Origin of the sequence: Sinosporangium siamense (assembly GCF_016863435.1) — a bacterium.
Lineage (GTDB): Bacteria > Actinomycetota > Actinomycetes > Streptosporangiales > Streptosporangiaceae > Sinosporangium > Sinosporangium siamense.
On record NZ_BOOW01000002.1, the window covers coordinates 81,818 to 102,817 of the forward strand.

The following is a 21,000-nucleotide window of genomic DNA, read 5'->3' on the forward strand; positions in this document are numbered from 1 at the left end:
CGCGGCGGTATCTCGGTCCAAGCCTGCTACCTGGGAAGATGTGGATTTCGTCCGAGTATTGAATCGGTCTAAGCGCTCGTCGGCGCTACTTGCTGCTGCATTGCGGAAGAGTCGCGCGATTACGGAGTGTTAGTGCGTCCGACTCCGAACTCGCAGGTCCGGGCGGCGCGCAATGGCTATGCGTACGTGCCACCCGTTCTTTGCTTGCCCGTGACCACTTCGACAACTTAACCTCGACGACAGTGAGGAGTTACTCCGCGCAGTGCGGATTGCCATAACGGTGTGGACGATGGACGAGCGAGCTTGAGAATCCGAGACAGGTGGGACGAGGGTGGCTCAGTGGGGCGTGCCGCCAGTCTTGGTTTGATATTTGTCCTGGTGGCGCCATTCCTTGGGTGATCTGTGCCGCGCGCGTGACATCTCGCGGGTTGAAGGTCGTGAGGGGTTGTGACGCGAGGAGGGCGGAGCGCTCATGGAGACGCTTTCGGTCGCGCTAACTGTGGCCGTGCTGATTCTCGCCGTGGTGGCGCTGTCTGCTCTTGTCGTGGTGGTGCGACGTTCCGGTGGGCAGTCGGCGCAGGTCGCAGGGCCGACTGCCGAGCAGATCGCCGAGGTCTACCGCGAGCTGGAGCAGGCCAAGCGCGAGGCGGTCGACATCCGGAAGAGGGCCGAGTCCGATGCCGATGAGCTGCTCAGACGCTCCGAGTCGCTCACGGAGAACGCATCGCGCCTACGCAAGGAGGCCGAGGAGGAGGGGCAGGTCCTCAAGCACGAGCTCAAGGATCTCAGGGCCGACCTGGAACGCAGGGAACACCGGCTCGGCGAGCGTGAGCAGCGGCTGGACGAGGAGGCGCGCCGGCAGGGCGAGCGGGCGCGCAAACTCGCGGAGACCGAGACGCAACTGGCGGATCGGCGTTCTGAGCTGGATCAGGTGGAGGAGCAACGCCGGGCGATCTTGTCCCGGGTCGCCGGGCTCACGGCCGAACAGGCGAAGGCGGAGCTGGTCAAGGAGATCGAGAACCAAGCCAAACGCGAGGCCGCGCTGATCATCCGCGAGATCGAGAGCGAGGCCCGCAAAGAGGGTGAGAAACGAGCCTGCAAGATCGTCACCCTTGCCGTGCAACGTGTCGCGACCGAGCAGACGACCGAGTCGGTCGTCTCCGTGCTCCACCTGCCGGGCGATGAGATGAAAGGTCGCATCATCGGCAGGGAAGGGCGCAACATCCGCGCCTTCGAGTCGACGACCGGCGTCAACCTCATCATCGACGACACCCCCGAGGCGGTGCTGCTGTCCTGCTTCGACCCGGTCCGCAGGGAGACCGCGCGGTTGACGCTGGAGAAGCTCGTGCTCGACGGCCGCATCCACCCGCAGCGCATCGAAGAGGCCTATGAGCGCAGCAAGGCCGAGGTGCAAGACCTGTGCGGCAGGGCCGGCGAGGACGCGCTGGTCGAGGTGGGCATCACCGACATGCACCCCGAGCTGGTCATGCTCCTCGGCCAGCTCCGCTACCGCACCTCCTACGGGCAGAACGTGCTGAAGCACCTCATCGAATCCGCCCACATCGCCGGCATCATGGCCGCCGAGTTGGGCCTGGACCGAGACCTGGCCAAACGGTGTGCTCTGCTGCACGACATCGGCAAGGCCCTCACCCACGAGGTCGAGGGCAGCCACGCCCTGATCGGTGCCGAGATCGCCCGGAGGTACGGCGAACACGAAGACGTGGTGCACGCCATCGAGGCGCATCACAACGAGGTCGAGGTGCGCACGGTGGAAGCCGTGCTAACCCAGGCGGCTGACGCGATCAGCGGCAGCCGCCCGGGAGCCCGGCGGGAGTCGCTTGAGGCATATGTCAAGCGGCTGGAGCGCCTGGAGGAGATCGCTCAGTCCTATGAGGGCGTCGAGAAGGTCTTCGCGATGCAGGCCGGACGCGAGATCCGCGTCATGGTCAAACCCGACGCGATCGACGATATCCAGGCCCAGGTCATCGCCCGCGACGTCGCCAAGCAGGTCGAGGAGGAACTGACTTATCCCGGTCAGATCCGGATCACGGTGGTGCGTGAGTCCAGAGCCACCGAGTTCGCCCGCTGACACCCACGACACGACACGAGCCCGCTGACACCCAGCAGCTGAACACCCAACCTGCGAGCAGACCGAAGCAAGCCCCCGCCGGGCTCACCCGAGCCCGTGCGGAGACCTCCGGACCCCGCGAGGACTCACGTTCACATCGGCCACGAGGCGTCAAGGATCTGCTGGTAGAAAGCGAACTCCGCGGCCAAAGCCGCGACACGGGTCTCCGCCCGCCGGAAGCCGTGTGACTCCCCCTCGAAAGTGAGGTAGGTGCACGGCACATCTCGCGCGGCCAGCGCGGCGGCGAACCCCGCCGACTGGTCGGGAGGCACCACCGGGTCGTCAAGCCCCTGCAACAGCAGCATGGGGCAGCTGACCCGGTCGGCGTTGCTGATCGGCTCGCGGGCGGCATAGACCGCGGTGTCCTCGGGGCCGACCAGCCACTCGACATAGCGCGACTCGAAGTCATGGGTGTGCGCGTTCAGCGGCGCGAGCGCGCTTACGCCGTAATAGGACACGCCACCGGCGAAAACATCCGAGAAACAGCAGGACGCCATGACGGTCCACCCGCCGGCGCTGCCGCCTCTGATCGCGATGCGTGTGGGGTCGGCCAGCCCCTCGGTGGCCAGCCATTCGGCGGCAGACACCATGTCCTGCACATCCACGACGCCCCACTGCCCACGCAGCCGGTCACGATAGGCCCTGCCGTACCCGGTCGAACCCGCGTAGTTCACATCGAGCACCCCGATGCCACGACTCGTGAAGTACGCCTTCTCCATGCTGAGCGCCGTGCCGACGTGCGCCGTCGGCCCGCCGTGGGCGAACAGCACGTACGGCGGAGCCGTGCCGGCCGGCCCGGTGGCCTGAGGGTTGGCCGGTGGATACAGATAGGCGTGAACGCGGCGCCCGGAGGCCCCCTGGATCTCGACGCCGCGTGGCGTCGGCAGGTAGGCGATGTCGGGCAGCACCTCGATGTCGCGGCGCAGGCCCTCGACCCGCCCGGTGGCCGTGTCGAGGCGGACGACCGTGGTCGGGTGGGCCGGGCCGTACGCGACTCCGACGAGCACCGTGCCGTCGGCACTGAGCCCCGGCATCCACCCGCTGAAGGGCACGTCGAGGTTCTGCAGCGTGTCGGTGTCCGGATCGAGTAGCCCGAGGCGGAGGTCGCCCTGGCCGTGGAGTACGGCGAGGCGGCCGTCGGGCAGCAGCTCGTAGGGGGCGTTGCCGAGTTGCCAGAGCGGCTCGGCGAACTCCTCCTTCGCGGGGAAAAGAGCACGTGGGGAGGTGCCGTAAATGCCTATCTGATAGAGGTTCCACCACCCCGACCAATCAGAGATCAGGTAAAGGTGGCTGTTGTCGCTCCATCGCGGTGCCAGCACCGATTCGGTGGCGCCACCCTTGATCGTCCACGAGCTGCCGTCGGCCAGGCGGGTGATCCGCAGTTCGGTGCCGACCCACGGCATGCGCGGGTGGTTCCAGCAGATGTAGGCGAGATGCGTGCCGTCAGGGGAGATCGTGGGGAAGGCGTAGAATTCCGATCCGCCGACCCGCTCCTGAGGTTCCTCCCCGCCGTCGAGGGGGATCGACACGATCCCCCTGACGACCTTGCCGTCGTCGTGGTGTACCTCCCGCACACACCACACCTGGCCGTCGCGGACCAGCAGGTCGGCGTAGCGCAGCCCGGCGGGCCGCTCCGGGGCCGGAGTGATCGCCTTCGGCTCATGGCCGCGGGCGATCAGGTAAAGCCGCTGGTCGGACTGGTTGCAGAACACCACGCCCAGACCGGGGACGACCGCATAGGGGCGTCCGCCGTACTCATGCACCCTTGACCGCGCGCTCCACGGGGCCGCGAGCAGCTCGCTGCGGACGCCGTCGGCCGCCCGATGGACGATGGTGGTGCGGCCGCCTTCGGCGGGGCGGTCCTCGCACCACCACACGTCGTCCCCCAAGACGGTCGGCGACGCGAGGTGCAGTCCGGCGACGGCGACGTCGGAGGTGGAGATCGGGGAGGGCCAATGGGTGTACGGCAACGCTGTGCGATCAGGGGACGACATAACCGAATCCTGCCCGAAGACACTGCCGTATGTCGCCTCTAATGAGGTCTGTGGTGCTGGATCGGGTAGATTGTTCGGTTTCCCGGTGAATCTTTGCCGTTTCCCAAGGCTGCGAGGGTTCACTCTCCTGTGCTCGTCCCGCCGGTGACCGCGGCGAGGCTGACCGGTTTAGCGGTCGATTTACGGCTTCGCCGGCTTCGCCGTTCCAGCGCGGTCGCCAGGTAGGTGAGAGCCAGGTTGAGCACGATATAGACCAGTGAGATCACGATGGCCGCGGGCACCAGGTTGCCGAAGTTGTTTGGAAGCTGCCGGAAGCCGGTGTTGAGCAGGTCCTCATAGCTGATGATGTAGCCGAGAGCCGAGTCCTTGAGCGCCACCACCATCTGGCTGACGATCGCGGGCATCATCGCCGTGACCGCCTGGGGGAGCAGGATGAGCCTGAGCACGCCGCCCTTGCGCAGCCCGAGGGAGTAGGCCGCTTCCGACTGGCCCTTCGGCACGGCCAGGATGCCGGCCTTGAAGACCTCCGCGAGCACCGAGCCGTTGTAGAGCGTCAGACCGATGACCACGGCGGTGAAGGCGGGCATGGTGTAGCCGAAGAGCTCAAACGCTCCCGCCTGCGCGAAGAAGATCATCAGCAGCACGGGGATCGCCCGGAAGAACTCCACGACCACTCCGGAGGGCCACCGGATCCACCAGTGGTCCGACAGCCGCCCGAGCCCGAAGACGGCGCCGCACAGCAGCGCGAGCACGATCGACAAGGCGGCGGCCGACAAGGTGCCGACCAGGCCAGGAAGGATCATGCCCTGCCAGACACCGGGGTCGAGGAACGGAGTCCACAACTTGGAGTCGAACTGCCCGGCCTCGCTGAACCTCGCCCACACGAAGTAGGCGACGCCCAGAATGATGATCACGCCGACCAGCGTGAGGATGTTGTTCCGCAGCCGGGCGCGCGGGCCCGGCGCGTCGAAAAGTACGGCCGTGGCGGATGAGCTCATTGGCCCACCGCCAGGCGCTTGGCGAGCCACGTGAAGAAGAAGCCCGTGGGCAGGGTCAGGATCACGAATCCAAGGGCGAATCCGAGGAAGATGCCGACGGTGCCGCTGCCCTCGTAGATCATCTCATTCATCACGAAAGCGGCCTCCGTGTAGCCCGCGACGATGACAACGGTTGTGTTCTTGGTCAACGCCACCAGCACGCTGCCGAGTGGCCCCACCACCCGGCGGAACGCCTGCGGCAGGATGATCAGCCGCAGCGACTGGAGGAAGGTGAGCCCGACGGCCCGCGCCGCCTCCGCCTGGCCGAGGGGCACGGTGTTGATGCCGGACCGGATCGCCTCGCAGACGAAAGCGGATGTATAGGCGGACAGGCCCAGGATCGCGAACCAGTAGCCGTTCATCGACGGCTCGTCGGAGAAGTTCAACTGCAGCACGTTGCTGATGCCCAGGCTGCAGAACAAAAGCACCAGGGTCAGCGGGGTGTTGCGCAGCGCGTTCACGTAGAACGTGCCGGCGCCCCGCAGCACCGGCGTCGGTGCGACACGCATCGTGGCCAGCACCGTCCCCAGGATGAGCGAACAGATCGCGCTCATGACGGTGAGCCGGATCGTCGACCAGAATCCGTCGAGCACCTGGGGGAGATTGGAGAGCAGCGCGTCCATCGGCCTCCTCGCGATTTTCTCGCGCTATAGGTACGCGCCGGCGGGCCCCGGGGTCGCAATCGGATGCGGGGCCCGCCGGCGCGCCAGACGTCAGCGGTTGACGGGGTCAGCAGCCCTCAAACGCGGGGGCCGCGGTGGGGAGCTGAAGGCCCTGGGCGCTGCCGAACCACTTCTTGGCGAGCGACTGAGCGGTGCCGTCCTGGTACATCTTGGTGATGGCCGCGTTCACCGCGTTGCATGTGGCCTTGTCGTCCTTCTTCATGCCGACGCCGTATTTCTCGTCGGTGAAAGGCGTGCCCAGGATCTTGAAGGTGCCGCCGCCCTGACCGGCGAAACCGGCGAGGATCAGATCGTCGGTGGTCACCGCGTCGAGCGTCTTGCCCTTCAGGCGCTCCACACACTCGGCGTAGGTGCCCGCCGGCACGAGCTGGCTCTTGATGTCCTTGCCGTTGGGCGGCGGGTCGGTGATGCGCTTGTAAGAGTTGGAGCCCGACGCCTGGCAGATGCGCTTGTCCTTGAGGTCTTCGACCTTCGTGATCGCCGCGTCGTCGCCGCGGACCATGATGTCCTGATGGGCGACGATGTACGGCCCGCCGAAGGTGACCTTCTCCTTGCGCTCGGGCAGGATCGAGTAGGTCGCGAACACGAGGTCGACCTGACCCTGCTGGATGAACGGCTCACGGTTCTTGGAGATGGTCTCCTTCCACGTGATCGCGTTCTCCGGGACGCCCAACTCTTTGGCGACATATTTCGCGACGTCAACGTCAAAGCCCTCAACCGTGCCGTCCTGCTTCTTCAGACCAAGGGCCGGCTGGTCGAACTTCACCCCGATGACCAGCTTCTTGGCGCCCTTGGCCTTGTCGACCACCGAGGCGTAGGTCGTCTCGCCACCGCCGCAGGCGGCAAGGCTCGCGGTAAGGGCCGCGACGGCGACAAGTGCACCGATTCGACGTGGTTGCATCGCTACCTCTTCCCTGAACTTCACGGCTGGGTCGCGGGGGGTTACAGTCCCGCTTAGTGCTTGATTCGGTGCTTGTGGATGGGTCTGCTCTGGGCCATGTTTGGTTGTCGGGTGGGGGCGAGCGAGTTTGTGGAGGGTGGTCTACCCACCCGGCCCCCGTTGTACGGATCGCTCCGGTCTTTCGAGATGTCACAAGTAGGCCACGTGGCGGCCGGGCCACGGGCGAACACGGTCGGTTATGTGACCCTCAGTGGGTGAGGATCTTGGAGAGGAAGTCCTTGGCCCGGTCCGTACTGGGGTTGGTGAAGAACTCCTCGGGGATGTTCTCCTCCACGATCTGGCCCTCCGCCATGAAGACCACCCTGTTGGCGGCCCTGCGGGCGAAGCCCATCTCGTGGGTGACGACGACCATGGTCATGCCGTCACGGGCCAGCCCGACCATGACGTCGAGCACCTCTTGGACCATCTCCGGGTCCAGGGCCGACGTGGGCTCGTCGAACAGGATCATCTTGGGATCCATGGCCAGCGCGCGGGCGATAGCCGTGCGTTGTTGCTGGCCGCCGGAGAGTTGTGCGGGATATTTGTGAGCCTGGCTTGCGATGCCGACGCGCTCAAGGAGCTCCATCCCGCGCTGTTCCGCAGCGGTTCGCGCCTTCTTACGCACCTTGATCGGGCCGAGCGTGACGTTCTCCAGGATTGTCTTGTGTGCGAACAGATTGAACGACTGGAAGACCATGCCGACCTCCGACCGCAGCCGGGCGAGCTCGCGCCCTTCGGCGGGCAGCGGCCTGCCGTCGAACACGATGGTGCCGCCGTCGATCGTCTCCAGCCTGTTGATCGCCCTGCACAGCGTCGACTTGCCGCCGCCTGAAGGGCCGATCACGACTAGGACCTCTCCCTTGGAGATGGTCAGGTTGATGTCTCTCAGGACATGCAAGTCACCGTAGTGCTTGTTGACGTTGTCCAACTTGACGAGTGGAGTCGCTTCCCCGTTCTCCGCCATGGTCAACAACGTAGGGGCCCGGAGGGCACTGGTCACTAACCCCGGGGTACCGATCAGATCACGGCGTGTTGCGAGGTGGAAACATGTGACCTGCGGGTTGGCAGGGTGTCCGGCGGGCGGGTCAGGGGGCGCGCAGGGCGCCGGGGTCGAAACGCACGGGGAAGGGGATAGTCTCCTCGACGACCGAGCCCGCGGAGGAGCGGTGGGTGAGGCGATATCCCTCATCGCCGAGGGTGTAGGTGAAGATGATCGGGAGCTCGTCTCCCCCCTGCCCTCGGAAGGGGTGTGTCTCCACCCGCCAGAACGCCGGGATGCCCACCTCGGCATATTTAGCGGGTTTGAGCAGGCGGTCGACGATCCTGTGCGGGTCTGAGATCACCTCGATCGCGAGCTTGACCCACTCCGGCCGCGCGACGGGTGGAGGGGGAGTGCCACTGGCCGCGAAGGCCGCGCGGTCGAGCACCAGGAGATCGGGGAAGGCGCCGGGTGAGCCGTCGAGCATGAGCCCCACGGAGGAGGTCACGATCAGCTCCTCGGGAGCGGCGGCCCGCAGGACGGTCTGCAGTCCCGCGCCGACACACCGGTGGATGAACCCGGTGGGAGGGGACAGGATGAGGCTCCCGTCGATCAGCTCATAGCGACTGCCGTCGCCTGAACGCTCGTTGAGCCTTAGCCACTCCTCCACGCTCAGCACGCCCGGAGTGCGCCAGGGGCTGGGCAGCACCGCCGCGTTGGGCAAGCCGGGAGGACCGACGGGCGGGCGCGGAATGGACGGCATGGACGCCTCCGGATGTGAGATCCGCGCACGTCGTCGATGGCCACTGCGGCGCGCCGCGGCCTCCCCACTCTACCAGCCTCCGTCACACTCGGTGAGCGTCCGGTGACGCCTCGCGTCCGCGGGTGCGCCGCCCGCGGCGGCCGAGGGGTGGTGGAGTCCGGAAAGCACTTACGCTTGGGGGTGAGATGACTGTCACAGAGGAGCGCACCCGCACCTACGAGGTCCGCACATACGGGTGCCAGATGAATGTGCACGACTCCGAGCGGCTGTCCGGGTTGCTGGAAGACGCCGGTTATGTGCGCGCCCCCGAGGGGGCGGCCGCCGACATTGTGGTGTTCAACACATGCGCGGTGCGCGAAAACGCCGACAACCGCCTCTACGGCAACCTCGGCCACCTGCGCCCCCAAAAGATCGCCAACCCCGACATGCAGATCGCGGTCGGCGGGTGCCTGGCCCAGAAGGACCAAGGCGAGATCGTGCGCAAGGCGCCCTGGGTCGACGTGGTCTTCGGCACGCACAACATCGGGTCGCTGCCCGTGCTGCTTGAGCGCGCCCGCGTGGAGCGCGAGGCCCAGGTCGAGATCAAGGAGTCGCTGGAGACGTTCCCCTCGACTTTGCCGACCCGGCGCGAGTCCGCTTATGCCGCGTGGGTCGCCATCTCGGTGGGATGCAACAACACCTGCACGTTCTGCATCGTCCCCGCGCTGCGCGGCAAGGAGAAGGACCGCAGGCCCGGCGACATCCTCAGTGAGATCCGCACCCTCGTCGACCAGGGCGTCCTGGAGATCACGCTCCTCGGGCAGAACGTCAACACCTACGGCGTGGAGTTCGGCGACCGGCTCGCCTTCGGCAAGCTGCTGCGCGCCTGCGGTGACGTCGAGGGGCTTGAGCGGGTGCGTTTCACCTCGCCGCACCCGGCCGCCTTCACCGACGACGTCATCGCCGCCATGGCCGAGACGCCCAATGTCGTGCACCAGCTCCACATGCCGCTCCAGTCGGGCTCCGACCGCGTGCTCAAGGCCATGCGCCGCTCCTACCGCGCCGAGCGTTATCTCGGCATCATCGAGCGTGTGCGTGCCGCGATGCCTGACGCGGCCATCTCGACCGACATCATCGTGGGCTTCCCCGGCGAGACCGAGGAGGACTTCCAGGAGACCCTCCGCGTCGTGCGCGAGTCCCGCTTCGCGGGCGCCTTCACCTTCCAATACTCGATCCGCCCCGGCACCCCGGCCGCGACCATGCCCGACCAGGTGCCGAAGGAGGTCGTCCAGGAGCGCTACGAGCGGCTGGTCGCCCTGCAGAACGAGATCTCCTGGGAGGAGAACAAGCGGCAGGTCGGCAAGGTGCTCGACGTGCTGGTGGCGGAGGGGGAGGGCCGCAAGGACGAGGCCACCCGCCGCATGTCCGGCCGCGCCGCCGACAACCGCCTGGTCCACTTCGGAGTGGGCGACGAGACACCGCGGCCGGGGGACATGGTCACGGTCGAGGTCACATACGCCGCGCCGCACCACCTGGTGGCCGACGGCAGGCCGGCGGCGCTGCGCCGCACCCGCGCAGGTGACGCCTGGCAGGCCCGTCAGGCCGCGCCGCAGGCGCCCTCCGGTGTGCTCCTCGGCATGCCGGCCCGGGGCCGGCCAGAGCCCGCCCCGGCGTCCGCGTCCTCGGGCTGCTCGCTCTCCCACTGATCCCGCACGTCACGCCATGGGGTACGGCGCAAGCCGTACCCCATGGCGTTGTCCGGCATGGCGTTGTCCGGTTATGAGCCGAAGAGGTGGTCGAGCATGACGCGGCAGGCCTCGCGGCGGGGTGAGGGGAACCGGAGGCAGTAGTCGTGCCGCCGCGCGGCCGCGGGTGACTGCGCCGTGCCGTGGACGGCCCTTTCGTGTGGCCGCCCGGGAGGGGGGCGCACCTGCGTGGCGGGGCGGGCGATAGGGCGCCCGGGTGCCGCTCGAGGGGTGACCGGATCGCGGGCGACCCTCGTGAGCTGGGGTAATCCGCGTGTTGTGAGGCTTCCGGGAGGCGGAAGCAGGCGCACGGCGCCGTGGGCGAGCAGGCCGCCGGTGGACGAGCCTCGCGGCTGGGGGGCCGGCGGGGGCGCGGGAGCGGCGGGCCGGGCCTCGTGTGCCTGCCTGCCCGAGGGGGTGAGCAGCAGTAGCGCCCCGGCACCGACGACGGCAAGTGCGGAGGCTACAGCCACTAAGGCGGGTTTTATGCCCATTGCCAGGGTCTTTTCGGTGAGATGTGACATTTAGGATGGTAAATCGTGATTAAGATGTGACTGTCGTGCAGCGAAACCGTTACTGCGGCTAGTGTGGTCCACCCGCGTGGAAGCCGCCGTGGTTTCCCCTTGATCACAGGGAGTTGTTTTGCATGCACGGGCACGTTGGATCGTCGACGGGCCAACCGGGGGCGGCGTCGGCCCCTAGCAGATCCGAAGATCTTTCGGGTCCGGGCAATGAGCCCACGTCAGGACGGAAGAACACACTCATCGTCATCGCCGTGGCGGCGGTCGGGATCCTGCTCGGCGGAGGGATCGTCTTCGCCGTGCTCAGCAACTCCGCAGGCACGGGGGATTCGATGACACGCCCCACTCAGGGGCAGCAGGAGGAGAACGGCGAATCCGGCACGGGGGAGGCTCCGGCCGGATCGGACGGCGAGGCTCCCGCGGAGGGGGACCCCGCCGGTGACCAGGAGTTCTCCGGCGGCGGCTCAGACAGCGGATCGGGCAGCGGCTCGGGCGGCGGTGAAGGCTCGGGCGGCCAGGGGTCGGCGGGCAACGCGCCGCAGCGCGACCGCGAGGGGGCGACCGCCCCGCAGAAGGGCGGCGACTCCGGGAACGGCTCTCGCCCCGGTGGCGGCACCGCGCCCGGCGCCGGGCTCGACGAGTTCGCCGACGGTCCCGGCGGCATGATCCCGGGCGGACCTCCGTCAGGACAATAGCGAGCGGCGAGCCCGGGGGGCGGCGAACGCCTCGCACGGCCGACGAGGGGTCGTGTGCGGCTTCGAATCGGGCTCTCGCCGTACACAACAAAAGCGGGTGGGGCCACCAGTGGCTCCCACCCGCTTTCGATTGACGTAGGTCAGGCCGGCGCGGGCGCGGGGGCCGCGACCGGGACGGCGGGCGGTTCCTCCAGCGGCTGCGGCGGGGCGTTGAACACCTCTTCGTCGAGGCGTCCCTCGGTCTTGCCGACCAGCACCGGCACGACCATCTGACCGGCCACGTTGGTGGCGGTGCGGATCATGTCGAGGATCGGGTCGATGGCCAGCAGCAGGCCCACGCCCTCCAGGGGCAGGCCGAGCGTGCTGAGCGTGAGGGTGAGCATCACGACCGCCCCGGTCAGACCGGCCGTGGCGGCGGAACCGATCACCGAGACGAACGCGATCAGCAGGTAGTCGCCCACGCCGAGCGGCACCGCGAACACCTGCGCCACGAAGATCGCGGCGATCGCCGGGTAGATCGAGGCGCAGCCGTCCATCTTGGTGGTGGCCCCGAACGGCACGGCGAACGCGGCGTAGTCGCGGTCCACCCCCAGCCTGTCGACGGTGACACGCTGCGTCAGCGGCATGGTGCCCACGGACGAGCGGGAGAAGAAGGCCAGCTCGATCGCGGGCCAGGTGTTCCGGTAGAAGGTGATCGGGTTGACCTTGGCGACGAGGGCGAGCAGCAGCGGATAGCTGACGAGGAGCACCAGCAAGCAGCCGATGTAGACGCCGGCGGTGAGCTTGCCGAGCGGCGCGAGCAGGTCCCAGCCGTAGCTCGCCACGGACTTTCCGATGAGGCCCGCCGTGCCGATCGGCGCCAGCCGGATCACCCACCACAGAGCCTTCTGCACAAGGTCGAGCACCGAGCGGCTGAAGGCGAGGAACGGCTCGGCCTTCTCCCCGATCGCGACCGCCGCGGCGCCGAGCACGATGCCGAGGAAGACGATCTGCAGCACGTTGAGCTCGGTGAACGCGGTCACGATGTTGGTCGGGACGATCCCGGTCAAGAAGTCGATCCACGTGCCGGCGCCGTCCAGGTCGGGGGCCTTGGCACCCGACGTGGAGATCGTCACCCCCTGGCCGGGGTTGAGGAGCAGCCCGAGCCCGAGGCCGATCGCCACGGCGATCAACGCGGTGATGAGGAACCACATCAGGGTCTTGCCCGCCAGTCTGGCGGCCCCGACCACATTGCGCAGTCCCGCCACGCTCACGATCACGGCGGTGAAGACCAGGGGCGGGACGGCGAGCTTCAGGAGCTGGACGAAGATGCTGCCGATCTCCGTCAGGGTCGTGGTGAGCCAGGTGACCTCACCGATGCGGGCGATGAATCCGAGGACGAGGCCGGCGACCAAGCCCAGCAGCAACTGCAGGGAAAAGGAGAACCTCTTCATTTATGAGACTCCGGAAAAGGGCATGCCTTGGCGAAGGCATGCGGGATGGGAACAGATCGGCGGAGGCTGTGATCAGTGACAGAGCTGGCTGCTCAGACGGCACAGGTCAACGTGCAGCCGCTCATACAGCCACACGGTCACCGAGCCCTTTTCTGCCCATCCGGCCACGCCCCTGTTGTCCGTGCAGGCGCTCGTCTCGCCTGGACGGACCTGGCCCTGCCGCACGAGGTGCGCCATAGGGCGAGCCGGTGTCGTGGGAGTGAACCTCACACGGGAGTCCATCCTTCCCATGTGGTCAGGTTATCCCATGAACCGCCCTTTTCCATTCATTGAGGTCTTTATGGTCGTGGAGCTATACGCAAGTCGACATAAAGCTCCATAGATGCTGTAAGAGTGCCGCGAAGTCCTGTCCTGCCGTGGCTGTAGCCTTTCTGGATGCTCACCGCCGCGGCCGTATGCCCGCATCCGCCCCTGATCGTTCCCGCGCTGGCCGGTGCGGCGGCAGGGGAGCTTGACGAGCTACGCGACGCCTGCGCCGCCGCGGTGCGCTCTCTCCTCGCCGCCGAGCCCGACACCTTGATCGTGGTGGGCGGCGCCGACCTGCCCGGAAGCTACCCCGCCGACGCGTCAGGCACCTTCGCACCCTGGGGCGTCGACGTGCGCGTCGGAGACGGCGATCCCGTCCTGCCGCTCTCGCTCACCGTGGGCCGGTGGCTCCTCACGCAGGCCGGCGGTGAGGCGGGCGCCTTCCACGCGGTGCCGTTCGACGCCGACCCGGCCCGCTGCGCCGCGCTCGGACACGAGCTCGCCTCGGCGGGCGAGCGGGTGGCGCTGCTGGTCATGGGCGACGGCTCGGCGTGTCTGACGGAGAAGTCACCCGGCTACCTCGACCCCCGCGCCCGCCGGTTCGACGACGCGCTCACAGAGGCGCTCACCGGGGCCGACAGGGCCGCCCTGAGCGCCCTGGACCCCGAGGAGGCGGCCGAGCTGTGGGTGGCCGGGCGCGCCGCCTTCCAGGTCCTCGCAGGCGCCGCAGAGACGGCTCCGGCGATGCGAGGCCGGCTGCTCCACCGGGCCGAGCCGTACGGCGTGGCCTACACGGTCGTCGCCTGGGACAGGCTGTCATGACCGGGCCGGCTTGACCGGGCCGGCTTGACCGGCCGACTTGATCTGGACGGCTTGATCTGAACGGTTTGATCGGGATGACGCGATCAGGCTGACGCGTTCGTGATGACGTGATCGGGGCGACGCGTTCGTGACGACGCGTTCGTGATGACGTGATCGGGATGACGGGGAGGGACGGCTGATGTCCGGCACGGTGGCGTTTGGCGGGATATCGAGCCCGCTTGGGCAGATCATGGTCGCTCTCACCGAGGACGGCCTGGCGGCGACCGACTTCCGCGACGGACCCGCCGCCCGCGCCCGCACACTCGCCCGTCTCGGCCTCCCCGAGGCCGACGACCCGGCCCGCGTCTCACCCGCGCTCCAGGAGATGACCGCCTACTTCGCCGGGGAGCTTCGCGCCTTCACCGTGCCCGTCGACTGGCGCCTCTTCACACCACTCCAGCGGCAGGTGCTCGGCACCCTTTACGACGAGATCGGGTACGGCGAAGCCGTGACATACGGCGAACTCGCCACACGCAGCGGCGCCGCCGCACCCGCCCGCGCCATCGGCTCGATCATGGGGGCCAACCCCGTGCCCATCGTGGTGCCCTGCCACCGCGTGATAGCGGGCAACGGCCTCGGCGGCTTCAGCGGAGGCGAGGGAGTGGAGTCCAAACGCCGGCTCCTGACCTTGGAGGGCTATTTGCAGCCAACCCTCGACTGGGACCTGTAGCCGCACCGCACACCGGCGACCCGGCAGGTCCGCCGTACGTCGGCCCCGTCTTCGTCGGCAGCCTCGTCGGCGCCGGCACCCTTATCACCGGTCTCACCGCCCCCGCTCCCCGCGCTCACCGGCAACCCCCGTGCGCTTGGCGACCCGGAGGGGTCGCGCTCGCCGGTGACCGGCGGCCGGGGTGTCCTCCCTTGGGCCGTCGTGGGACGGCCCGTCGGCTTGGAACGTTCACGTCTAGGGGGCCGGCGGGCGGCCCTGCTCGCCGGGCGGCTGCTCTCCCGGTGCGCCGGGGTGGCCGCCGGGTGTTCCGGGGCGGTTGTCGATCTTGTCTGCGGCCTCTCTGGCCTTGGCCGCCGCGGTGTCGATCTGCTGGTCGTACTTGCCCCCCGTCCTCTGCTTGGCCATGTCGGCTGCCTTGTCGATGCCCTGCTTGGCGGCCTTCTCGACCTTGTCCGAGTGGCTTCCGAGAAGTCCACGCAGCTTGTTCATGAGCGACATCGCCGTGTTCCCCCAATCCGACGCGCCCGGGCGTCGTCACCTACCCATACCCAGGGGGTTGACACACTTATCCCTGTGGGTCACCAGCCAGTCATCGCCGTCGTAGGTCCAACCGCAGCAGGAAAGTCAGATCTCGCCGTGGATCTGGCACTCCGGCTAGGTGGAGAGGTCATCAATGCCGATTCAATGCAGCTTTACCGAGGAATGGACATCGGTACGGCAAAGCTGCAACCGCACGAGTTTCGCGGTGTGCCGCACCACCTGCTGGACATCTGGGATGTGACGCGCACGGCCAGCGTCGCCGAGTATCAACGGCTGGCCAGGCCCCTCATCGAGGGCATGCTGGCGGCCGGCGCGGCGCCGATCCTGGCCGGCGGTTCCGGGCTTTACGTCCGGGCGGCGATCGACGATCTCGACTTCCCCGGCACGGACCCCGCCATCAGGGCCCGGCTAGAGGCCGAGCTTGAGGAGAGGGGCCCGGAGCCGCTATACCTCCGGCTCCGCGAACTCGACCCGACCGCGGCCGAGGTCATCCTCCCGAGCAACGGCAGGCGCATTGTGCGCGCCCTGGAGGTCATCGAGCTGTCCGGCCGCCCGTTCTCGGCGACCATGCCGTCCTTCGAGGCGATCTATCCGAGTGTGCAGGTAGGGCTGGAAGTGCCCCGCCCGGTCCTCGACGAACGCATCGCCCTGCGCGTCGATCGCATGTGGGAGGCCGGTCTGGTGGACGAGGTGCGCCTTCTCGCCGGAGAGGGCCTGACCGAGGGCCGCACGGCAAGCCGCGCCCTCGGATATGCCCAGGTCCTGCGCTTCCTTTCGGGGGAGTGGAGTGAGGAGGAGGCGCGGCAGGAGACGATCCGGGCCACCCGCCGCTTCGCCCGCCGCCAGGAGTCGTGGTTCCGCCGTGACCCCCGGGTCGTGTGGCTCTCCTTCGATCTGCCCGACCTCGTGGAGCGGGCCTTGCAGGCGGTGGCCGCGGGTGGGGCGCTTTAGCGAAGACCTTGTGGAGAAGGGGACGATCAAGACTTGCCCGGCGGCCACACCATAGGGAATTCTGGGTTCACTTTCTAGACTTAGGTGGGCCCGGCCGGGGCGGGCCGGGCCCACCCGAGTGGCGGGCACGTGGCCTGCCGGAGTGCGATCGACGCCAGTGGGAGGAGCTTTCATGACGGATTCACTGTCCGTTGCAGTGGCGGTGAAAAAACCGGTGTCGGTGCTCGGCGCCGGATTCATGATGTCGCGAGAGGTCAAGGCGCTCTGTGAGCGCACCGGGCTCGGGGCCAGAGCGATGTACTTCCGGGGGCGTTGCGGCGTGCTCGGCGACGTGGACGCCGACGTGGTGACCGCGTCGATGGTCTTCTTCCCGGCCGACGGCGTCAGGTCGGCATGGGAGGAAGGCGCATCCCTGCCCGCAGCCGAGGCCGCGGCGGGCTACGCGTGGGCCTGCCAGGAGTGGGGGAGACGCAACTACGGCGCTTTCCCCGACGCAGAGAGGCTCGCCGAACTCGTCGGAATCGTCGTCAACAATGCCGACGTCGTGGGTGTGCCGCTGTTCGCCGGATGGCGCGCCATGCCGCTGCCCGACGATCCACCCGCACGCCTCGCTCAACTCATGCACACCTTGCGCGAACTCCGCGGCGGGCTGCACGCCGTCGCGGTTGTCTCCTCGGGGCTCGCCCCCCTCCTCGCCACCCTCTCGGCCTACCACGAAGGCGCGCCCGCGGGCCATCGGGAAGGCACGGCGATGGCGCACTTCGCCGGCTGGCCCGAGCCCTACCCCGACGTGACCCCGGACGTCCTGGCCCTCCGCGCCAAGGTCGAGGAACTCACCGGCACACTCATGGCCCCGGCGTTCGACGCCCTGGACGCCAAGGAGGCGGCGGAGTTGATGGACATCCTGGGGCGCATACCGATTTCCTGAGCCGAGCCGGGGACCGGCTGGAAAACCGACCGGCACCGTCGTCTCCGCTGCGTCCGGCGACGCGGCGGAGCCGGTGACCGGCCGGCCGGGAAACGGAGGAGCGTGTGCGCGCGAGCCGACCTGCCCACCCATCACGCCGCCACTCCAAGGCAGCGGCAGACCCGGCCGGCCACCGGCCACACTCCCGGCGCGAGCCGTACGGCGGAGGCCTGGTTGGCCGAGTGCGCAGGATGTGGGCCGTTTGCCGTACTCCCGGTGTGAGCTGTACGGCGGAAGCGCGGTTGGCTGAGCCGTACATGCCGTGAGCCGCCTGGCACGCTCCAGGCATTAGGCGCACTCCCGGCGCGAGCCGTACTACGGGAGCCTCGTCGGCCGAGCCGGTCGGCTCGTGGGCTCGGGCAACCCCGGAACCCGCCCGTCGCGCATGCGACCCGCTCTCCGGGCCATGAGGCGATAAGCCCCCGAGCCTCTCGGCGGATGGTGAGTGGGCGTGCGGGAATCGCGGCTTCGGGTCGCCTCGTGCCCTCGCTCTATCGCGCAGGTAAGCCGGGAGAACCCGTGGAGTGGGCCTGGTCCGGTGAGGGAATCGCTCCTATGGTGGGATGCGCCGGAGAGATCCGCCGGTAGTGAGCGGGTAGTTCGGCAAGATCTACGGGACTGTGGCTCGCGGGGTTTGGGGGAGGGTCTCCGACCTGGCAGACTGACTGCCCATGGACGTGGACATCTGGGCCTGGGTGGTCGACACCCAGCGGCAACTGCATCAGGCAGGCAACTCCGGGCTGGCGATGGCGCTGGGTGAGTTGCCAGCCCTGGCGCTGGAAGGCCGTTACTCCCAGCTTGACGTGATGGCGCCCGCGGTCGCGCAGCACGGGGAGACCCTGGAGCTTCCCTGGCTGGAGTTCTACGCCCGTTACTGGCATCTGCTGGGCCGGGTCGGCGACAGGGCGCAGGGCGCGGTGGCGCTCACCGACGCCCAGGCGCTCGCCGACTTCGCCGGACGTGATGATGTGCGCGAGTGCCCGTCGACGGTGGCCGCGGTCGAGGTGCTCACCCTTGCGCAGGCCAACACCGACGGGCCCGGATACGCCGCCGACCGGCTGGCCGCGCTCGGCGCGGCGCTGGCGGGGGTCGAGGCCGAGTCGCTGGCGTTCTCCGCGCTCACCGCCGGTTATGTGTCGGCGCTGCTTGACGCCGGGCGCGCCGAAGAGGCGGTGGCCTATGCCGAGTCGTCGGTGGAGCGGCTGCGTGCCGCGGGCCGGGAGGCGAGTTTCGAGCTCGGCGCGATGAGCGCGCGGGCGCTGCTGGCGGCGGGCCGCGCGGAGGACGCGCTGGCGGCGCTTGACGCGGCGGCGGAGTTCGCCGGGGACGACCCGGTCTCCAAGCCGCACGTCGAGGCGGTGCTGCGCGCCTGGGTGCTCGCCACCTTGGGGCGCGTGTCCGAGGCCGTCGAGGCGCTTCCCGACCTGGACGTGGTCGGCGACCACCCGCGCGACTGGGTGGAGTGGGCCCGCGCGGTGAGAATGCTCGCCGGGTCGGAGCAGATCGCCAACAGCTGGCAGCTCGGCAAGGTGTTGCGGCAGTGGATCGACTACTTCGCGATGATGGGCGGTTATCGCGCCCGCGTCGAGCTGGCCGTCATCGCCGGTGAGCTGGCCGTCGAGCGCAAGGCCGTCTGGCAGGCGAAGCTGCTCGCCGACCTCGCCGAGTCGGCGATGGGCGAGTTGAAGGTCACCGACGGTCTGCCCGAGCGCATCGAGGCGCTCCGCGCGTCGGCGCGGTCGACGACCCCGCCCGAGGCGCCGGGGCCGGTCGACGAGCGCGTGGCATATTTCGACGCCGCCGACGGTTTCAACGCCGACCCCGAGCGCTGGGTCGAGTGGTTGTCGCCGTTGTCGGGCACCGACCTTGAGGCCACCCGCCGGCACACCACCACTCTCGGCTTCCTCGGTTATCCGGCTCAGGGCGCCGATATCTACTGGACCATGCTCGTCGACTCGGGCAAGGCCGACTCGGCCGACGACGAGGATCTGACCTACTTCACCGGGCTGCTCATCGAGGCGAGGCAGGACGAGCGGCTGGAGCAGCTCGCGGCCAAGCTGCCGGAGGAGCAGCGGCACCTCGCCCTGGCCCGTCTGCACCGCGCCCGCGACCGCTGGGCGGAGGCCGCCGCGGAGGCCGAGCGCTCCGCCACGGCGGCCTCAGGGGCCGCGATCGAGGCGCGGCGCATCTGGGCGGCCGCCGCTCAGCAGCTCGACGACTCCGCCCAGGGCGTCAAGGTGCTGCGCGAGGTCCTCGACGACGAGGCCGTCGAGCAGGAGGACATCTGGAAGCTGATCGTCATGGCGACCTCGGTCGAGGACTGGGAGTCCGTGCGGGTGGGCACCACTAAGCTCGGCATGCCGCTCAACTCGGACGAGGGTCCCATCGAGGAGGAGATGGGCCTGGTGCGCATCATCCTTCCCGCTCCCGACGGCAGCCAGCGTCAGGTGCTGAGCCTGCGCACGGGGCCGGCGACGGCGCGTCTCGCGGTGCCGCAGCCCCGCAACATGGATTACAACGCCGGAGACCTGGTCGTCTTCGATCCGCAGCTCCTTGAGCCGATCCCGGACGACCCGCAGGAGCGCGAGGAGTTCGTGCCGCCCTTCGCCGGGGTGCGCATGCTCCGGCCCGGCGGCTTCACCAGCTTCTTCTTCGACGGCGCCGCGCCGAGCGAGGACGACTGGACGGAGTTCAACGAGGTCTTGGCCGAGCGCGGCTGGCCGGTGTGGGTCTACAGCGACGAGGACTACACGGTGACTCACCCGTCGACCGGCGAGCGCCTCCCGGGTGTGTTCGGCTGGGTCGCGGTTCCGCCCGACGTCAGCCCCACCGAGGTCGACGCGCTGCTCGACGACGCCACCGAGCGCTGGGTGCACCCGCTGGCGTGGCTCGACCTCGCCCGCGAGGTCGATGTCGAGGTCGAGCGGCATGAGCGCATTGTGAAGGAATACGGGCTCTAGCTAGTTACCCGCCGGTTGCTCTCTTCTAGAATTCCGTTCGGTCTGTCTGTCGTCGGGGTTCCAGAGCGAGGGAGATCGAAAGATGCTTGACAGATTCCGTCTTGATGGCAAAGTCGCGATCGTCACCGGGGCCTCTTCCGGCCTCGGTGTCGCGTTCGCGCGAGGGCTGGCCGAGGCCGGTGCGGACATAGCGATCGGGGCGCGCCGTGCCGACCGGCTCGGCCAGACCCGGGCCCTGGTCGAGGAGACCGGCCGCCGCTGCCACGCCAAGGTGACCGACGTCGTCGACCCCGACGACTGCCGCGCGCTGGTCGACTCGACGGTGGCCGAGCTCGGCGCCGTGGACATCCTGATCAACAATGCGGGTGTCGCCTCGGCGGTGCCCGCCTTGAAGGAGACCCCCGAGCAGTTCCGCCAGGTCGTCGACGTCAACCTGATGGGCAGCTATTGGATGGCCAAGGAGTGCGCCCGGGTGATGCGGCCGGGATCGTCGATCGTCAACATCGGCAGTGTGCTCGGTGAGACCACCGCGGGGCTCCCGCAGGCGGCCTACTGCTCGTCGAAGGCGGCGGTCGTGGGGCTGACCCGCGACCTCGCCCAGCAGTGGACGGGGCGGCGCGGCATCCGGGTCAACTGCCTGGAGCCGGGCTTCTTCGAGTCGGAGATGACCGCGCAATATCAGGAGGGCTATCTGGAGGGGGCGGTGAACGGCAGGGTGCTGGCGGGCCGGCCGGGTGATCCCTACGAGTTGGTGGCCGCAGCGATTTTCCTTGCCAGTGACGCGTCTTCCTATGTGACGGGTGTGGCGCTGCCGGTGGATGGTGGCATCCTGATTACCTAGTTCATTC

At 68.6% G+C, this 21,000-nt stretch carries 19 protein-coding genes; 9 read left to right on the top strand and 10 right to left on the bottom strand.

All coding sequences use genetic code 11. From position 1 onward, the window contains the following. Positions 1–472 precede the first annotated feature (472 nt). Complete coding sequence (gene rny, locus Ssi02_RS00650) at positions 473–2,089, top strand: ribonuclease Y (RefSeq protein ID WP_204019885.1); 1,617 nt, start codon at positions 473–475, stop codon at positions 2,087–2,089. Between the two features lie 131 nt (positions 2,090–2,220). Here the strand turns inward: rny and Ssi02_RS00655 are convergent, their stop codons facing one another. The 6 genes from Ssi02_RS00655 to Ssi02_RS00680 all read right to left on the bottom strand — a co-directional run bounded on the left by Ssi02_RS00655 (position 2,221) and on the right by Ssi02_RS00680 (position 8,524). Further along, positions 2,221–4,122, bottom strand: coding sequence for a S9 family peptidase (locus Ssi02_RS00655; RefSeq protein WP_204019888.1), 1,902 nt, complete (start codon positions 4,120–4,122; stop codon positions 2,221–2,223). Between the two features lie 119 nt (positions 4,123–4,241). After that, positions 4,242–5,120, bottom strand: a complete 879-nt coding sequence (locus Ssi02_RS00660) for an amino acid ABC transporter permease (RefSeq protein WP_204019891.1) — start codon at positions 5,118–5,120, stop codon at positions 4,242–4,244. Then, on the bottom strand, positions 5,117–5,782 hold the full coding sequence (locus tag Ssi02_RS00665; protein ID WP_204019894.1) for an amino acid ABC transporter permease: 666 nt from the start codon (positions 5,780–5,782) through the stop codon (positions 5,117–5,119). The genes Ssi02_RS00660 and Ssi02_RS00665 overlap by 4 nt, the downstream gene beginning before the upstream one ends. 106 nt (positions 5,783–5,888) lie before the next feature. Next, positions 5,889–6,743, bottom strand: coding sequence for a glutamate ABC transporter substrate-binding protein (locus Ssi02_RS00670; RefSeq protein ID WP_204019897.1), 855 nt, complete (start codon positions 6,741–6,743; stop codon positions 5,889–5,891). Between the two features lie 247 nt (positions 6,744–6,990). Continuing rightward, positions 6,991–7,746 carry an amino acid ABC transporter ATP-binding protein gene (locus Ssi02_RS00675; RefSeq protein ID WP_204019900.1) on the bottom strand — a complete coding sequence of 252 codons (756 nt, stop codon included), beginning with the start codon at positions 7,744–7,746 and terminating at the stop codon, positions 6,991–6,993. 121 nt (positions 7,747–7,867) lie between these two features. Further along, positions 7,868–8,524, bottom strand: coding sequence for a Uma2 family endonuclease (locus tag Ssi02_RS00680; protein ID WP_204019903.1), 657 nt, complete (start codon positions 8,522–8,524; stop codon positions 7,868–7,870). A gap of 185 nt (positions 8,525–8,709) precedes the next feature. Here Ssi02_RS00680 and miaB point away from each other — a divergent pair, with 185 nt between their 5' ends. Further along, positions 8,710–10,209 carry a tRNA (N6-isopentenyl adenosine(37)-C2)-methylthiotransferase MiaB gene (gene miaB, locus Ssi02_RS00685; RefSeq protein WP_204019906.1) on the top strand — a complete coding sequence of 500 codons (1,500 nt, stop codon included), beginning with the start codon at positions 8,710–8,712 and terminating at the stop codon, positions 10,207–10,209. 71 nt (positions 10,210–10,280) lie between these two features. On the opposite strand, the gene Ssi02_RS00690 is transcribed toward miaB, so the two are convergent. Beyond that, on the bottom strand, positions 10,281–10,742 hold the full coding sequence (locus Ssi02_RS00690; RefSeq protein WP_204019909.1) for a hypothetical protein: 462 nt from the start codon (positions 10,740–10,742) through the stop codon (positions 10,281–10,283). Positions 10,743–11,023: 281 nt separating this feature from the next. Between Ssi02_RS00690 and Ssi02_RS00695 the strand changes: the two genes are divergently transcribed. Next, the gene (locus Ssi02_RS00695; RefSeq protein WP_204019912.1) at positions 11,024–11,464 is read left to right on the top strand and encodes a hypothetical protein; all 441 of its coding nucleotides are present in this window, start codon (positions 11,024–11,026) and stop codon (positions 11,462–11,464) included. A 140-nt stretch (positions 11,465–11,604) separates the two neighbouring features. Here the strand turns inward: Ssi02_RS00695 and Ssi02_RS00700 are convergent, their stop codons facing one another. Then, a complete protein-coding gene (locus Ssi02_RS00700) occupies positions 11,605–12,897 on the bottom strand; it encodes a dicarboxylate/amino acid:cation symporter (RefSeq protein ID WP_204019915.1) in 1,293 nt (430 codons plus the stop codon). 72 nt (positions 12,898–12,969) lie between these two features. After that, on the bottom strand, positions 12,970–13,188 hold the full coding sequence (locus tag Ssi02_RS39690) for a putative leader peptide (RefSeq protein WP_373870057.1): 219 nt from the start codon (positions 13,186–13,188) through the stop codon (positions 12,970–12,972). Positions 13,189–13,332: 144 nt separating this feature from the next. On the opposite strand from Ssi02_RS39690, the gene Ssi02_RS00705 reads away from it, so the two are divergent. Both Ssi02_RS00705 and Ssi02_RS00710 read left to right on the top strand, forming a co-directional pair. Further along, positions 13,333–14,025, top strand: coding sequence for a class III extradiol dioxygenase subunit B-like domain-containing protein (locus Ssi02_RS00705; protein WP_204019918.1), 693 nt, complete (start codon positions 13,333–13,335; stop codon positions 14,023–14,025). Between the two features lie 178 nt (positions 14,026–14,203). Beyond that, the gene (locus Ssi02_RS00710) at positions 14,204–14,734 is read left to right on the top strand and encodes a methylated-DNA--[protein]-cysteine S-methyltransferase (RefSeq protein WP_204019921.1); all 531 of its coding nucleotides are present in this window, start codon (positions 14,204–14,206) and stop codon (positions 14,732–14,734) included. A 234-nt stretch (positions 14,735–14,968) separates the two neighbouring features. Here the strand turns inward: Ssi02_RS00710 and Ssi02_RS00715 are convergent, their stop codons facing one another. Then, the gene (locus Ssi02_RS00715) at positions 14,969–15,223 is read right to left on the bottom strand and encodes an antitoxin (RefSeq protein WP_239128478.1); all 255 of its coding nucleotides are present in this window, start codon (positions 15,221–15,223) and stop codon (positions 14,969–14,971) included. An 84-nt stretch (positions 15,224–15,307) separates the two neighbouring features. Between Ssi02_RS00715 and miaA the strand changes: the two genes are divergently transcribed. The 4 genes from miaA to Ssi02_RS00735 all read left to right on the top strand — a co-directional run bounded on the left by miaA (position 15,308) and on the right by Ssi02_RS00735 (position 20,993). Next, positions 15,308–16,225, top strand: a complete 918-nt coding sequence (gene miaA, locus Ssi02_RS00720; protein ID WP_204019927.1) for a tRNA (adenosine(37)-N6)-dimethylallyltransferase MiaA — start codon at positions 15,308–15,310, stop codon at positions 16,223–16,225. 172 nt (positions 16,226–16,397) lie between these two features. Beyond that, positions 16,398–17,153 (top strand): SCO6745 family protein, encoded by a 756-nt coding sequence (locus Ssi02_RS00725; protein WP_239128479.1) that lies wholly within the window; start codon positions 16,398–16,400, stop codon positions 17,151–17,153. A gap of 710 nt (positions 17,154–17,863) precedes the next feature. Then, entirely contained in the window at positions 17,864–20,152 is a 2,289-nt protein-coding gene (locus tag Ssi02_RS00730) for a tetratricopeptide repeat protein (RefSeq protein WP_204019930.1), read from the top strand. A gap of 82 nt (positions 20,153–20,234) precedes the next feature. Further along, positions 20,235–20,993, top strand: a complete 759-nt coding sequence (locus Ssi02_RS00735; protein ID WP_204019932.1) for an SDR family NAD(P)-dependent oxidoreductase — start codon at positions 20,235–20,237, stop codon at positions 20,991–20,993. The last annotated feature ends 7 nt before the right edge of the window (positions 20,994–21,000 follow it).

Excerpts from the sequence above, each read along its gene's own strand:
- Ssi02_RS00675 (WP_204019900.1), bottom strand. The coding sequence starts at position 7,746 with ATGGCGGAGAACGGGGAAGCGACTCCACTCGTCAAGTTGGACAACGTC.
- miaB (WP_204019906.1), top strand. The coding sequence starts at position 8,710 with ATGACTGTCACAGAGGAGCGCACCCGCACCTACGAGGTCCGCACATAC.
- Ssi02_RS00705 (WP_204019918.1), top strand. The coding sequence starts at position 13,333 with ATGCTCACCGCCGCGGCCGTATGCCCGCATCCGCCCCTGATCGTTCCC.
- Ssi02_RS00665 (WP_204019894.1), bottom strand. The coding sequence starts at position 5,782 with ATGGACGCGCTGCTCTCCAATCTCCCCCAGGTGCTCGACGGATTCTGG.
- Ssi02_RS00730 (WP_204019930.1), top strand. The coding sequence starts at position 17,864 with ATGGACGTGGACATCTGGGCCTGGGTGGTCGACACCCAGCGGCAACTG.
- Ssi02_RS00710 (WP_204019921.1), top strand. The coding sequence starts at position 14,204 with ATGTCCGGCACGGTGGCGTTTGGCGGGATATCGAGCCCGCTTGGGCAG.
- rny (WP_204019885.1), top strand. The coding sequence starts at position 473 with ATGGAGACGCTTTCGGTCGCGCTAACTGTGGCCGTGCTGATTCTCGCC.
- Ssi02_RS00700 (WP_204019915.1), bottom strand. The coding sequence starts at position 12,897 with ATGAAGAGGTTCTCCTTTTCCCTGCAGTTGCTGCTGGGCTTGGTCGCC.
- Ssi02_RS00735 (WP_204019932.1), top strand. The coding sequence starts at position 20,235 with ATGCTTGACAGATTCCGTCTTGATGGCAAAGTCGCGATCGTCACCGGG.
- Ssi02_RS00655 (WP_204019888.1), bottom strand. The coding sequence starts at position 4,122 with ATGTCGTCCCCTGATCGCACAGCGTTGCCGTACACCCATTGGCCCTCC.
- Ssi02_RS00725 (WP_239128479.1), top strand. The coding sequence starts at position 16,398 with ATGACGGATTCACTGTCCGTTGCAGTGGCGGTGAAAAAACCGGTGTCG.
- Ssi02_RS00660 (WP_204019891.1), bottom strand. The coding sequence starts at position 5,120 with ATGAGCTCATCCGCCACGGCCGTACTTTTCGACGCGCCGGGCCCGCGC.
- Ssi02_RS00680 (WP_204019903.1), bottom strand. The coding sequence starts at position 8,524 with ATGCCGTCCATTCCGCGCCCGCCCGTCGGTCCTCCCGGCTTGCCCAAC.
- Ssi02_RS00670 (WP_204019897.1), bottom strand. The coding sequence starts at position 6,743 with ATGCAACCACGTCGAATCGGTGCACTTGTCGCCGTCGCGGCCCTTACC.
- Ssi02_RS00715 (WP_239128478.1), bottom strand. The coding sequence starts at position 15,223 with ATGAACAAGCTGCGTGGACTTCTCGGAAGCCACTCGGACAAGGTCGAG.
- Ssi02_RS00690 (WP_204019909.1), bottom strand. The coding sequence starts at position 10,742 with ATGGGCATAAAACCCGCCTTAGTGGCTGTAGCCTCCGCACTTGCCGTC.
- Ssi02_RS39690 (WP_373870057.1), bottom strand. The coding sequence starts at position 13,188 with ATGGGAAGGATGGACTCCCGTGTGAGGTTCACTCCCACGACACCGGCT.